General features: G+C 66.3%; 10 protein-coding genes and 1 pseudogene. 8 read left to right on the top strand and 3 right to left on the bottom strand.

What is annotated here, in order from left to right:
• Positions 1 to 39 precede the first annotated feature (39 nt).
• The 4 genes and pseudogenes from FGL25_RS08800 (at position 40) to metH (ending at position 5,693) form a co-directional block, all read left to right on the top strand.
• Positions 40 to 1,002 (top strand): ArsR/SmtB family transcription factor, encoded by a 963-nt coding sequence (locus FGL25_RS08800; RefSeq protein WP_088411578.1) that lies wholly within the window; start codon positions 40 to 42, stop codon positions 1,000 to 1,002.
• Positions 1,002 to 1,949, top strand: coding sequence for a methylenetetrahydrofolate reductase [NAD(P)H] (gene metF / locus FGL25_RS08805; RefSeq protein WP_003164676.1), 948 nt, complete (start codon positions 1,002 to 1,004; stop codon positions 1,947 to 1,949). Before FGL25_RS08800 ends, metF begins: the two co-directional genes overlap by 1 nt.
• Positions 1,950 to 3,026 (top strand): homocysteine S-methyltransferase family protein, encoded by a 1,077-nt coding sequence (locus FGL25_RS08810; RefSeq protein ID WP_138141498.1) that lies wholly within the window; start codon positions 1,950 to 1,952, stop codon positions 3,024 to 3,026.
• Positions 3,026 to 5,693, top strand: a pseudogene (gene metH, locus FGL25_RS08815) (methionine synthase). The gene FGL25_RS08810 and the pseudogene metH overlap by 1 nt, the downstream one beginning before the upstream one ends.
• Positions 5,694 to 5,704: 11 nt before the next feature.
• On the opposite strand, the gene FGL25_RS08820 reads toward metH, so the two are convergent.
• On the bottom strand, positions 5,705 to 6,613 hold the full coding sequence (locus FGL25_RS08820) for a LysR substrate-binding domain-containing protein (RefSeq protein WP_088411574.1): 909 nt from the start codon (positions 6,611 to 6,613) through the stop codon (positions 5,705 to 5,707).
• 127 nt (positions 6,614 to 6,740) lie between these two features.
• On the opposite strand from FGL25_RS08820, the gene FGL25_RS08825 reads away from it, so the two are divergent.
• The 4 genes from FGL25_RS08825 (at position 6,741) to FGL25_RS08840 (ending at position 10,123) form a co-directional block, all read left to right on the top strand.
• Positions 6,741 to 7,610 (top strand): pirin family protein, encoded by an 870-nt coding sequence (locus FGL25_RS08825; RefSeq protein ID WP_088411573.1) that lies wholly within the window; start codon positions 6,741 to 6,743, stop codon positions 7,608 to 7,610.
• A gap of 106 nt (positions 7,611 to 7,716) precedes the next feature.
• The gene (locus FGL25_RS08830) at positions 7,717 to 8,406 is read left to right on the top strand and encodes a hydrolase (RefSeq protein WP_197733816.1); all 690 of its coding nucleotides are present in this window, start codon (positions 7,717 to 7,719) and stop codon (positions 8,404 to 8,406) included.
• Between the two features lie 101 nt (positions 8,407 to 8,507).
• Positions 8,508 to 9,149: a hydrolase gene (locus FGL25_RS08835; RefSeq protein WP_138141499.1), complete on the top strand. Its 642-nt coding sequence runs from the start codon at positions 8,508 to 8,510 to the stop codon at positions 9,147 to 9,149.
• Positions 9,150 to 9,229: 80 nt separating this feature from the next.
• The gene (locus tag FGL25_RS08840) at positions 9,230 to 10,123 is read left to right on the top strand and encodes a pirin family protein (protein ID WP_003164669.1); all 894 of its coding nucleotides are present in this window, start codon (positions 9,230 to 9,232) and stop codon (positions 10,121 to 10,123) included.
• A 56-nt stretch (positions 10,124 to 10,179) separates the two neighbouring features.
• Here FGL25_RS08840 and FGL25_RS08845 read toward each other — a convergent pair whose 3' ends face one another.
• Both FGL25_RS08845 and FGL25_RS08850 read right to left on the bottom strand, forming a co-directional pair.
• Positions 10,180 to 11,496: a dicarboxylate/amino acid:cation symporter gene (locus FGL25_RS08845; RefSeq protein ID WP_088411570.1), complete on the bottom strand. Its 1,317-nt coding sequence runs from the start codon at positions 11,494 to 11,496 to the stop codon at positions 10,180 to 10,182.
• A 34-nt stretch (positions 11,497 to 11,530) separates the two neighbouring features.
• Positions 11,531 to 12,634 carry an amino acid ABC transporter substrate-binding protein gene (locus FGL25_RS08850; RefSeq protein WP_040345212.1) on the bottom strand — a complete coding sequence of 368 codons (1,104 nt, stop codon included), beginning with the start codon at positions 12,632 to 12,634 and terminating at the stop codon, positions 11,531 to 11,533.
• Positions 12,635 to 12,641: the final 7 nt, after the last annotated feature.

Consider the following 12,641-nt stretch of genomic DNA (forward strand, 5'->3'; position numbering starts at 1 on the left):
TTGCTTGCATAAGCGTATAAGGATATCTTTATACGACACATGACACTGACCGCTGACCAGACTGTAGAAGCCCTGCGCGCCGCCGGCGAACCGACCCGCCTGCGCGTCCTGTCCCTGCTGGCTGCGGAAGAGCTGTCGGTGATGGAGCTGTCGCGGGTTCTGGACCAGAGCCAGCCGCGCGTCTCGCGCCATCTGAAGCTGATGGCGGACGCCGGTCTGATCGAGCGATTCCCCGACGGCGCGCGCGTCTTCTACCGCCTGTCGCACGACGCCCTGTCGCGGCGGTTGATCGACACCGTTCTGGACCTGCTGGACGACGGCGAGGGCGAGGCCGACCATCGCCGTCTGGACGAAGTGCGCAAGGAGCGCGCCATCGACGCCGCCCGCTATTTCGAACAGATCGCGCCCCAGTGGGATCAGATGCGCAGCCTCTATGTCTGCGAAAGCGCGGTCGAGGCGGCGGTCGCACGCGCGGCCGGATCCGGCCCGTTCGAGCGCGTGGTCGATCTGGGCACCGGCTCGGGCCGGATGCTGACTCTGTTCGGCAAGCAGGCGAAGATGTCGGTCGGCCTCGACCTGTCGCAGAACATGCTAAACATCGCCCGCGCCAATGTCTCCAAGGCCGGGCTGGACAAGGTCGAACTGCGTCATGGCGACATCTTCTCGACCCGCCTGCCGCACGAAAGCGCCGACCTGGTGATCGTGCATCAGGTGCTGCACTACCTGGCCGATCCCGCCGCCGCCGTGGCCGAGGCCGCGCGTCTGGTCATGCCGGGCGGCAAGCTGCTGATCGTCGACTTCGCGCCCCACAAGTTCGAACATCTGCGCGAGGCGCACCAGCACCGCCGCCTGGGCTTCGCCGACTCCGAGATCCGCGAATGGCTGACCAAGGCGGGCCTGACGCCCTCGGCGCCCATCGCCCTGCCGCCGGACACGGAAGGCCTGACCGTTCACATCTGGACCGGCGAACGCGCCGCGAACCCTGCCCGAAAGACCGCCTGATGGCCCCCTCCTCTCTCGCCGAAGCCCGCGCCCTGCTGCTGTCGCCGCTGGGCCCGGTGGCCCGCGCCGGTTCGAACCGCAGCGCCGTCAACGTCTCCTTCGAATTCTTCCCGCCCAAGTCTGACGAGGCAGAGGCCAATCTGTGGAAGGCGATTCGGCGGCTGGAGCCGCTGAACCCGGCCTTCGTCTCCGTCACCTATGGCGCGGGCGGCTCGACGCGCGAGCGGACCCACCGCACCGTCCAGCGCATCATCAGCGAGACGACCCTGCGCCCCGCCGCCCACCTGACCTGCGTCGAGGCCAGCCGCGCCGAGGTCGACGAGGTCATCGAGGGCTATAAGGCCATCGGCGTCGATCACATCGTCGCTTTGCGCGGCGACCCGCCTGGTTCTGCCGGAATCGGCGGCGCCTATACGCCGCGCGCCGACGGCTACGCCAACGCCACCGAATTGACCGCCGCCATCGCCAGCATCGGCGGGTTCGAGGTCACGGTCGGCGCCTATCCGGAAAAGCACCCGGAAAGCCCGTCCATCGACCACGATATCGAGGTGTTGAAAGCCAAGGTGGACGCAGGCGCCACGCGCGCCGTGACGCAGTTCTTCTTCGATATCGAAGCCTTCCTGCGCTTTCGTGATCGCGTGCGGGCGGCGGGCGTGACCATTCCCCTGATCCCCGGCGTCATGCCGGTGTCCAACTTCGCAGGGCTGAAGCGGATGACGGCGGCGTGCGGCGCAGCCCTGCCCGACTGGCTGGCGGGACACTTCGACGGGCTGGACGACGACCCGGAGACGCGCAAGCTGCTGGCCGCCTCCATCGCCGCCGAGACCTGCGCCCGTCTCCAGGAAGAGGGCTTTTCGGACTTCCACTTCTACACCCTGAACCGCGCCGAGCTGGTCTATGCGATCTGCCGGGTGCTGGGCGTGCGTGAAACCAAGGCTGTTGCGTAGATGACTTCCCCCCTGACCCGCGCTGAACGGATCGCCGCCCTGCACGCGGCGGCGAAAGAGCGCATTCTGGTGCTGGACGGCAGTTGGGGCGTGATGATCCAGCGCCGCGATCTGACGGAAGAAGACTTCCGCGGCGAGCGCTTTCGCGACCACAACCACCCGCAGAAGGGCAACAACGACCTGTTGATCCTGACCCGGCCCGACATCGTGGCCGATCTGCACGATGTCTATTACGCGGCCGGGGCCGATATTTCGGAGACCAACACCTTCTCCTCGACCACCATCGCGCAGGCGGATTACGGTCTGGAAGACGCGGTCTATGACCTGAACTATGAAGGCGCCCGCATCGCGCGCGAGGTCGCCGACCGCTGGACGGAGAAGGAGCCGCACAAACCCCGCTTCGTCGCCGGCGCCATCGGCCCGACCAACCGCACCCTGTCGCTGAGCCCCGATGTCAACGATCCCGGCTATCGCGCCGTCACCTATGACGAGGTCTATGAGGCCTATAAGCAGCAGGCGCGCGCCCTGCACCACGGCGGCGTCGACATCTTCCTGATCGAGACGGTGTTCGACACCCTGAACTGCAAGGCCGCGATCAAGGCGATCAAGGATCTGGAGGACGAAGGGCTGGAGCCCCTGCCCCTGTGGATCTCGGGGACCATCACCGACCGCTCGGGCCGCACGCTGAGCGGCCAGACGGCCGAAGCCTTCTGGAACTCGATCCGCCACGCCCGGCCCTTCGCCGTCGGCTTCAACTGCGCCCTGGGCGCCGAGCTGATGCGGCCGCACATCGCTGAGCTGAGCCGCGTCGCCGACACCCTGGTCAGCGCCTATCCCAACGCGGGTCTGCCCAACGCCATGGGCCAGTATGACGAACAGCCGCACGAGACGGCCCACTTCCTCGAGGAATGGGCGCAGTCGGGTCTGGTCAACATCGTCGGCGGCTGCTGCGGCACCACCCCCGACCACATCCGCCACGTCGCTGAGGAAGTCGCGGACGTGACCCCGCGCGCCGTGCCGGAGCGCCCCACAGCCCTGCGTCTGTCGGGCTTGGAACCCTTCGAACTGGTGTCGTGATGCGTCCTGTCTTCATCAACGTCGGCGAGCGGACCAACGTCACGGGTTCGGCCAAGTTCAGGAAGCTGATCGTCGACGGCGACTACACCGCCGCCCTGTCGGTCGCGCGCCAGCAGGTCGAGGCGGGCGCCCAGGTCATCGACGTCAACATGGACGAGGGCCTGCTGGACGGACCCGTCGCCATGCGGACCTTCCTGAACCTGATCGCGGCCGAGCCCGACATCGCCCGCGTGCCGGTCATGATCGACAGCTCCAAATGGGAGGTGATCGAGGCAGGCCTGAAATGCGTTCAGGGCAAGCCGATCGTCAACTCGATCTCGATGAAGGAGGGCGAGGACGCCTTCCGCCACCACGCCGTCCAGTGCCTGCGCTACGGCGCCGCCGTGGTGGTCATGGCCTTTGACGAAGTGGGTCAGGCCGACACCGCCGCGCGCAAGATCGAGATCTGCACCCGCGCCTATAATATCCTGGTCAACGAGGTCGGCTTCCCGCCCGAGGACATTATCTTCGACCCCAACATCTTCGCCGTGGCGACAGGGATCGAGGAGCACGACAACTACGCCGTCGACTTCATCGAGGCGGTCCGGGCCATCAAACAGACCCTGCCCCACGCCCGCGTCTCGGGCGGGGTGTCAAACGTCTCGTTCAGCTTCCGCGGCAATGAGCCGGTGCGCCGGGCGATCCACAGCGTCTTCCTGTACCACGCCATTAACGCCGGTCTGGACATGGGCATCGGTCAATGCGGGCGACCTGCCCGTCTATGACGACATCGACGCCGAACTGCGCGAAGCCGTCGAGGACGTGATCCTGAACCGGCCGCAGCGGACGAACGTGTCCAACACCGAGCGGCTGGTGGACATGGCGCCTCGCTACAAGGGCGAGAAGGGCGCGGCCAAGGTCGTGGACCTGAAATGGCGCGACGCCACGGTCGCCAAGCGCATCGAACACGCCCTAGTTCACGGCATCACCGACTACATCGTCGAGGACACGGAGGAAGCCCGTCAGGCGTCCGAGCGCCCGCTGCATGTCATCGAAGGCCCCCTGATGGACGGCATGAACGTGGTCGGCGACCTGTTCGGCTCGGGCCGGATGTTCCTGCCGCAGGTGGTGAAGTCGGCGCGGGTGATGAAGCAGGCCGTGGCCCACCTAGAACCCTTCATGGAGGCCGAAAAGGCCGGTCAGGAGCGTCAGGCCGCAGGCAAGATCCTGATGGCCACGGTCAAGGGCGACGTCCACGACATCGGCAAGAACATCGTCGGCGTCGTGCTCCAGTGCAACAACTACGAGGTCGTCGATCTGGGCGTCATGGTCCCAGCCGACCGCATCCTGGACGCGGCGATCGAGCATAAGGTCGATATCGTCGGCCTGTCGGGCCTGATCACGCCGTCGCTGGACGAAATGACCTTCGTCGCCGCCGAGATGGAGCGGCGCGGCTTCGACATTCCCCTGCTGATCGGGGGCGCCACGACCAGCCGCACCCATACGGCCGTGAAGATCGAACCGGCCTATCGCAAGGGCTCGACCACCTATGTCATCGACGCCAGCCGCGCCGTCGGCGTGGTGTCTGGCCTGCTGTCCCCGACCGACAAGGCCAAGAACGAGGCGGCCACCCGCGACGAATACATCCGCATCCGCGAGCAATACGCCCGCGGCCAGGAGGTGAAGGCCCGCGCCTCGCTGCAGCAGGCGCGCGACAACCGTTGGCGACCCGATGAGGCGCAGACCCCTGCCCCGGCGCCGTCCTTCCTCGGCGTGCGCGCCTATGAGGCCTGGGATCTTCAGGATCTGGCCGACCACATCGACTGGACGCCCTTCTTCGCCAGCTGGGAGCTGATCGGGCGTTATCCGCTGATCCTCGAAGACGAAATCGTCGGCGAGGCCGCCCGCGACCTGTTCCGCGACGCACAGGCCATGCTGAAACGCATCGTCGAAGAGAAGTGGTTCACCGCCAAGGGCGTCATCGGCTTCTGGCCCGCCAATGCGCGCGGCGACGACGTGATCGTCTGGACCGACGAAACCCGGGCGACCGAAGCCGCCCGCTTCCACGGCCTGCGCCAGCAGATCAAGAAATCCAACGGCAAGCCGAACCTGTGCCTGTCCGACTTCGTGGCCGAGGACGGCGCCGACTATCTGGGCGCCTTCGCCGTCACCGCCGGTCATGGCGAGCTGGAAAAGGCGGCTGAGTTCAAGGCGGCGGGCGACGACTACTCCGCCATCATGGCCACGGCCCTGGCCGACCGTCTGGCTGAAGCCTTCGCCGAGCGGCTGCACAAGGAAGTCCGCACCCAGCTGTGGGGCTACGTCCCCGACGAACAGACCTCAGTGCAGGATCTGATCGAGGAGAAATATCAGGGCATCCGCCCCGCACCCGGCTATCCGGCCCAGCCCGACCACACAGAGAAGGCCACCCTGTTCCGTCTGCTGGACGCAGGCGCCAACGCCGGGATGGAGTTGACGGAATCCTTCGCCATGTCGCCGCCCGCCTCAGTCAGCGGCCTCTACTTCGGCCATCCGGGCAGCCACTATTTCGGCGTCGGCAAGATCGACCGCGATCAGGTCGAGGACTACGCCGCCCGAAAGGGCTGGGACGTGGAGACGGCCGAGCGCTGGCTGGCGCCGATCCTGAACTACGACCCCGACGCTGTCGCGCGGAACGACGCGGCCTAGGCGGCAGGCCTTTAGCCGTGCGCCTGCTGTTCGGCGCAGCCTGCGACGAGGAAGTCCAGCAGCATGCGCACGGACGGCAGAAGGCCGCGTCGCGACGGGAAGACGGCGTGGACGATCCACTTCTTCGGTCGCCAGTCCGGCAGCAGGTCGACCAGTTTCCCGGCGTCCAGATCGCGGGCGACGGCCACCGTCGGCAGCAGGGCGACGCCCAGACCATGAACTGCGCCTTCGTGCAGCATGTGCAGATCGTCGGTCACAAGACGCGGCGCGTGTCGCACCGAGGCCGTCATGCCTTCCGTGTGATGCAGCGCCCAGACGTGGTCGCGATGCGCCGGGCCGAAGTCGAGGCTGGGCCAGTTCGCCAGATCGGCCGGGCCGGTCGGCCGTCCCATGCGGGCGATCAGGTCCGGACTGGCGACCAGACGATGCACGCTCTCGTCCAGCTTGCGCATGACCAGATCGGTTTGTTCCAGCGGCGGCTCGCGGACGCGGATCGCCAGGTCGAAGCCCTCGCCGATGACGTCCACCCGGCGACTGGTGCTGTGCAACTGCACGTCCAGATCGGGATACAGGGCCATGAAGCGGACGATCAGACTGCTCATCTGATAGGTCAGCAGGCCCGGCGCGCAGGCGACGCGGATCGTGCCGCACGGCTCGGACCGGGCGCCGTCGATCAAGGCCTGCGCCGCCTCGGCCTCGATCAGCATGGCGAGACAGTGTTGATAATAGGCCAGCCCGATCTCTGTGACCGAGAATTTGCGTGATGAGCGCTGGATCAGCCGCGTGCCCAACTGGTCTTCCAGCGCGGCGATGCGGCGGCTGAGCTTGGACTTCTGCATACCCAGCGCCCGCGCCGCCGGGGCGAAGCCGTGGTGATCCACCACCTGCACGAAATAATAGAGGTCGTTGAGGTCTCTCATCGTTCTATTGATAGAACGCAGCGAAGCGATTTCGCAATCTGCCCGCCTCATCGTTTCGCAGGCATAAGGTCTTCAACGCGATCGGCCTCTTCTTCTGACGGCCGGTCCATCGAATGGAGACAAGACCATGAAGAAGGTTCTGGGCCGTTACGGCAACGACCGCGGCCATTGGGTCGGCGACGGTTTCCCCGTCCGTTCGCTGTTTTCCTACAACGCCGCAGGCAAACAGGTCAGCCCCTTCCTGCTGCTCGACTACGCCGGTCCGTACAACTTCGAGCCGACGACCGAGCGGCGCGGCGTGGGCCAGCATCCGCACCGCGGCTTCGAGACCGTGACCATCGTCTACGACGGCGAGGTCGAGCATCGCGACTCGACCGGCCAGGGCGGCATCATCGGCCCCGGCGACGTCCAGTGGATGACGGCGGGCGGCGGCATCCTGCACGAGGAGTTCCACTCCCCGGCCTTCTCGCGCACCGGCGGCCCGTTCCGCATGGTTCAGCTGTGGGTCAACCTGCCCGCCAAGGACAAGATGACCCGTCCCGGCTACCAGTCGATCCTGAACGCCGACATTCCGACCGTTTCCCTGCCAGACGACGCAGGCACGGCCCGGATCATCGCCGGCGCGATAGACGGCGCGAAAGGCCCGGCCACGACCTTCACCCCAATCAATGTGTGGGACGTGCGGTTGAACCGGGACGCCGAGACGACGCTGGATCTACCCGAAGGCCACACGGCCATGGTGGTGGTTCTGTCGGGTCACGTCACCGTCAACGGCGACCAGCCGGCCGGCGCCGCCGAGGCCCTGTTGCTGGATCGTAAGGGCGACAGCGTCACCCTGAGCGCCGATGCGGACACGACCCTGCTGATCCTGACCGGAGAGCCGATCGACGAGCCCATCGTCGGCTACGGCCCCTTCGTGATGAACAGCGAGGACGAGATCCGCACCGCCGTCACGGACTTCAACAGCGGCCGCTTCGGCGACATCCCCGCCGCCTGAACGCCCTCACGAAAACGTAAGGCCCGGTCTTCGGACCGGGCCGCAACCCCCGCCTTGACCGGACATTCGTCCGAGCGCGGCCCCCTGCCTGAAAGGAAAGACGCCCGTGTCCGCTTCCGCCCTGCCCGCAAACTTCAACGGCCAGCGTCCGGTCATCGACCCGAACGACGCCGTCATGCTGCTGATCGATCACCAGAGCGGCCTATTCCAGACCGTGGCCGACATGCCGATGACCACCCTGCGCCGCCACGCCGCCGCCCTGGCTTCGATGGCGACCCTGGCCAAGCTGCCGGTCATCACCACCGCCTCGGTGCCCCAGGGCCCGAACGGCCCGCTGATCCCGGAAATCCACGCCAACGCCCCCCACGCCCAGTATGTGGCGCGCAAGGGCGAGATCAACGCCTGGGACAATCCCGACTTCGTCGCCGCCGTGAAGGCCACGGGCCGCAAGACCCTGATCATCGCCGGCACCATCACCAGCGTCTGCATGGCCTTCCCCGCCATCAGCGCCGCCTATGAAGGCTACAAGGTCTTCGTGGTGGTCGACGCCTCGGGCACCTATTCCAAGATGGCCCAGGAGATCACCCTGGCCCGCGTGGTCCAGGCTGGCGTGGTGCCGATGGATATGGCCGCTGTCGCCTCGGAACTTCAGAAGACCTGGCATCGCGACGACGCCCAGCAGTGGGCCGAGATCTACACCCAGATCTTCCCGCCGTACCAACTGCTGATCGAAAGCTACGGCAAGGCTCAGCAGGTCGCGACGGACCACGAGACCCTCGACTCGCAACGCGACTGACGAAGACGCGCCGGTTCCGCCTCGCCCCTCATCGATGAAGCGAAACCGGCGTCATGCGCGCGCCTCGCCAAGGCGCAACTTCCCCGGAAAGGAACCACTCAATGGCCAGCGAACCGATCCGCGATCCGAAGTCGGATCATCTTCTAACCCCCGAGAACTCGGCCTTCGTCATCATCGACTATCAGCCGGTTCAGGTGAACTCCATCGCCTCGATGGACCGCCAGCTGCTGGTGAACAACATCGTCGGCACGGCCAAGGCGGCCGTCGCCTATGGCCTGCCGATCGTCCACTCGACCGTCAACGTCGAGACGGGGCTGAACCGGCCGCCGATCCCGCAACTGCGCAAGGTGCTGAAAGACTATCCGACCTATGACCGCACCACGATCAACTCCTGGGAAGACGTGGAATTCCGCAAGGCGGTCGAGGCGACCGGCCGCAAGAAACTGATCATGACGGCCCTGTGGACCGAAGCCTGCCTGACCTTCCCGGCTCTGGACGCCCTGCGTGACGGCTATGAGGTCTATGTCGTGGCCGACGCCGTCGGCGGCACCTCGGTCACGGCGCACGAAATGGGCCTACGCCGCATCGAACAGGCGGGCGGAAAGCTGATTTCCGCGCCTCAGCTGTTCTGTGAACTGCAGCGTGACTGGAAACGGTCGGAAACTGTCCCCGCCTTCATGAACCTGTTCATCGAAACCGGCGGCACGGCCGGAATCCAGTTCTCCTACGACAGGGAAGAGTGACCCTTGAGGGCGATCCGCGTCATAGTGCGGGGATCGCCCCTTTCGTCGTCGCAGCGTTCAGCCTTCAGGAAACCCCAACCATGATCGAACTCATCATCGACCAGCGCCGCAAGGATCTCGGCGGCTTTGAGGTCGGCCGCGTCCTGCCCTTCGCCAAGCGTCGCGCGGTCGGTCCCTTCGTCTTCTTCGACCACATGGGCCCGGTGGACATGCCCGCCGGCATCCCCAAGACGGTCGACGTGCGCCCGCACCCGCACATCGGCATCTCGACCCTGACCTATCTGTTCGACGGCGAGATCACCCACCGCGACAGCCTGGGCGTCCAGCAGGACATCCGCCCAGCCGAGGTCAACTGGATGACCGCGGGCAGCGGCGTCACCCACTCCGAGCGGTTCGAGCGCGCCCGCATGGAGGGGCTGCGTCTGGAGGGCATTCAGGCCTGGCTGGCCCTGCCTGACGGTCAGGAAGAGGTCGACCCGTCCTTCCAGCACGTCGGCTCCAGCGACCTGCCGACCTGGATCGAAAGCGGCGTGAAGGGCCGTCTGGTGGCGGGCGAGACCATGGGCATGAAGGCCGGAGTCAGCACCTTCTCGCCCCTGCACTACATGCACCTTGAGATGGAGCCGGGCGCCCGGTTCCAGACGCCGACGGATCACGCCGAAAGCGCCGTCTATGTGGTCCAGGGCATGGTCGAGATCGACGACGGCCGCCCTGTCGGCCCCGGTCAGATGGCCGTGCTTGAAAAGGGCCTGCCCTCGATCATCGTGGCGCAGCAGCCGACCACCCTGATGGTGCTGGGCGGCGAGCCGGTGGGCGAGCGCTTCATCGAATGGAACTTCGTCTCGTCTTCGAAGGAGCGAATCGAGCAGGCCAAGGCCGACTGGCGCGCCGGTCGCATGAAACTGCCCGACATGGACGATCAGGAGTTCATCCCCCTGCCCCCCGATCGGACGCCGCCCCCGCCCATGTCCTGACCGGAACTGGGCGCTAGGGACAAGGCCGACGCAGGATCCCCTGCGTCGGCTTTTTCCTATGTGACGGCCGGCGCAGCAGGCGGCTCGTCGGCGTCCGCATCCTCTTCTCCGCGCGACACCACGGCGGCGACGACCAGGTCGCCGGTGACGTTCAGCGAGGTCCGGCACATGTCCAGGAAGCGGTCGACGCCCAGGATCAGGCCGATCCCTTCCGGCGGCACCCCCACCATGGCCAGGATCATGGCGATGACCGGCAAGGAGCCGGCGGGCACGCCCGCCGTGCCGACCCCGCCCAGGATACAGACCAGCATGACGATCACCTGCTGGCCCAACGTCAGGTCGACGCCGAAGAACTGGGCCAGGAACAGCACCGTCACCCCCTCGAACAGGGCCGTGCCGTTCTGGTTGGCGGTGGCGCCGACGGTCAGGACGAAACGGGCGATCTTGCGCGGCAGACCCAGATTCTGCTCGGCCACGCGCAGCGACACGGGCAGGCTGGCGTTGGACGAGGCGGTGGAGAAGGACACCACCATGGCCTCGCGGATGTCGCGAAAGAACTTCAGCGGCGACATGCCCCCCATCAGCCAGATCACCAGCGGATAGACCACGAACATATGGATCGCCATGGCCCCCACGGCCACGGCGACGAAGGCGCCCAGACGGATCAGCAGCTCCCAGCCGAACAGGGCCGCCAGGTTGAACATCAGGCAGGCGATGGCGATCGGGGCGATGCGGATGACGAGGTTGATGAGCTTCATCATCACCTCGAACAGCCCCTCGATGGTCTGTTGCAGCCGGTCCGTGGCAGGGCTCTTGGTCATGACCAGGCCGACGCCGAAGAACAGGGCGAAGACCATCACCGGCAAAATCTGGTTCTCGGCCGCCGCCGTGAAGACGTTGGACGGGATCAGCTCCAGAAAGAAGTCGCCCGCCTGCACCGACTTGGGCGCATTGCCGACGATGGAGGCCGCGCCCGCGCGCCCCTGATCCAGCAGTTGTTGCGCCAGGGCCGGATCAACCCCGTCGCCGGGCCGGAAGACGTTGACCATGACCATGCCGATCAGCACGGCCACGGCGGAAATGAAGACGGTGAAGCCCAGGCTCTTGGAGCCCGCCCGACCCAGAGCCTTCAGGTCGCCCATCTCGGCCACCCCGATGACCAGGGCCGAGAACAGCAGCGGCAGAACCAGCATGAACAGCAGACGCAGGAAGATCTGCCCGGCCGGTCCTGTGATGTTGGAGGTCAGCCACTGCACCCAACCGACGTCCCCTCCGACGGTCAGATTGACGATGAGTCCGCCCGTGAGACCGACCAGAAACCCGATCAGCATCAACATATGGAGCGGCAGTCCGCGCTTGGCTTTGATCTCCATCCGATCCGTTCCCCTATTCCCTCACCCCCTTGGACTAACGGACAGGAAGGCCATAGATCAACCCACTGGGCCGTGACGACCATTGAGCATTCAATCCGCGCTCCAGATCCAGAGACGACTGTGAGCCCAGGTTCCGATTGAATATCTCGCCGTAATTTCCGCCAGCAGAAACAGCGTCTTTCGCCCATGTTCTCGACAAATCGAGGCTCGGGCCGAAGTCACCTTCGTCGCCGAGCAGACGACGGACTCTAGGGTCCGCGGAATTCTTATCCATGTCTGCGGCATTTGCACGCGTCACGCCCAATTCCTCGGCCAAAATCAGAGCGTTGAGCGTCCAGCGAATAACCGCCGTCCAGCGGTCGTCGCCGCTGCGCACCACGGGCCCCAGCGGCTCCTTGGAGATAACGTCCGGCAGAATGACGTGCTGCTGCGGGTTCGGCAGGGTCGTGCGCGCCGCCGCCAGGGCCGAGATGTCGGCGGTGAAGGCGTCGCATTCCTCGCGCGCATAGGCCTGGCGCGCCTCGCCTTCGGTGGCGACCACGACGGGGCGATACTCGATGCCCCTGCGGCGGAAATAGTCCTCGACATTCAGCTCAGTGGTCGAGCCGGACTGAACGCAGATGCGAGCGCCGTTCAGTTCGGCCGCGCTGCTCAGATTGAGCGCGCGGCGCACCATGAAGCCCTGGCCGTCGTAGTAGTTGATCCCGGCGAAACTGAGCTGCGCGCCCGTATCCCGGCTCATGGTCCAGGAGGTGTTGCGCCACAGCACGTCCACGCGCCCGTCGCGCAGGGCCTCGAACCGCTGTTCCGTCGTCAACGGCACGAAGCGCACGGCGTCAGGATCGCCGAAGATGGCGGCCGCCGTAGCGCGGCAGAAGTCGACGTCAAAGCCCCGCCAGGCGCCGCGATTGTCGGTATAGGCGAAACCGACCAGCCCCTCGTGCACGCCGCAATTCAGCCGACCGCGCTGGCGCACCGCCGCCAGGGTCGGGCTGGACTTCGCCTCGGTCGCGGCGGTCGGCGCCTGGCGTGAAGGTTCGCGCGGCTCCGGCGCCTGCGGTTCAGCCGATCTCTGACAGGCGCCTGTCGCCAGGGTCAGCATCGCCGCCACGCCTGCTGTCGCTCGCCATCTCCGCATCCGATCC

Origin of the sequence: Brevundimonas vancanneytii, assembly GCF_901421975.1 — a bacterium.
Taxonomy (GTDB): Bacteria; Pseudomonadota; Alphaproteobacteria; order Caulobacterales; family Caulobacteraceae; genus Brevundimonas; species Brevundimonas diminuta.

Excerpts from the sequence above, each read along its gene's own strand:
- FGL25_RS08800 (WP_088411578.1), top strand. The coding sequence starts at position 40 with ATGACACTGACCGCTGACCAGACTGTAGAAGCCCTGCGCGCCGCCGGC.
- metF (WP_003164676.1), top strand. The coding sequence starts at position 1,002 with ATGGCCCCCTCCTCTCTCGCCGAAGCCCGCGCCCTGCTGCTGTCGCCG.
- FGL25_RS08810 (WP_138141498.1), top strand. The coding sequence starts at position 1,950 with ATGACTTCCCCCCTGACCCGCGCTGAACGGATCGCCGCCCTGCACGCG.
- FGL25_RS08820 (WP_088411574.1), bottom strand. The coding sequence starts at position 6,613 with ATGAGAGACCTCAACGACCTCTATTATTTCGTGCAGGTGGTGGATCAC.
- FGL25_RS08825 (WP_088411573.1), top strand. The coding sequence starts at position 6,741 with ATGAAGAAGGTTCTGGGCCGTTACGGCAACGACCGCGGCCATTGGGTC.
- FGL25_RS08835 (WP_138141499.1), top strand. The coding sequence starts at position 8,508 with ATGGCCAGCGAACCGATCCGCGATCCGAAGTCGGATCATCTTCTAACC.
- FGL25_RS08840 (WP_003164669.1), top strand. The coding sequence starts at position 9,230 with ATGATCGAACTCATCATCGACCAGCGCCGCAAGGATCTCGGCGGCTTT.
- FGL25_RS08845 (WP_088411570.1), bottom strand. The coding sequence starts at position 11,496 with ATGGAGATCAAAGCCAAGCGCGGACTGCCGCTCCATATGTTGATGCTG.
- FGL25_RS08850 (WP_040345212.1), bottom strand. The coding sequence starts at position 12,634 with ATGCGGAGATGGCGAGCGACAGCAGGCGTGGCGGCGATGCTGACCCTG.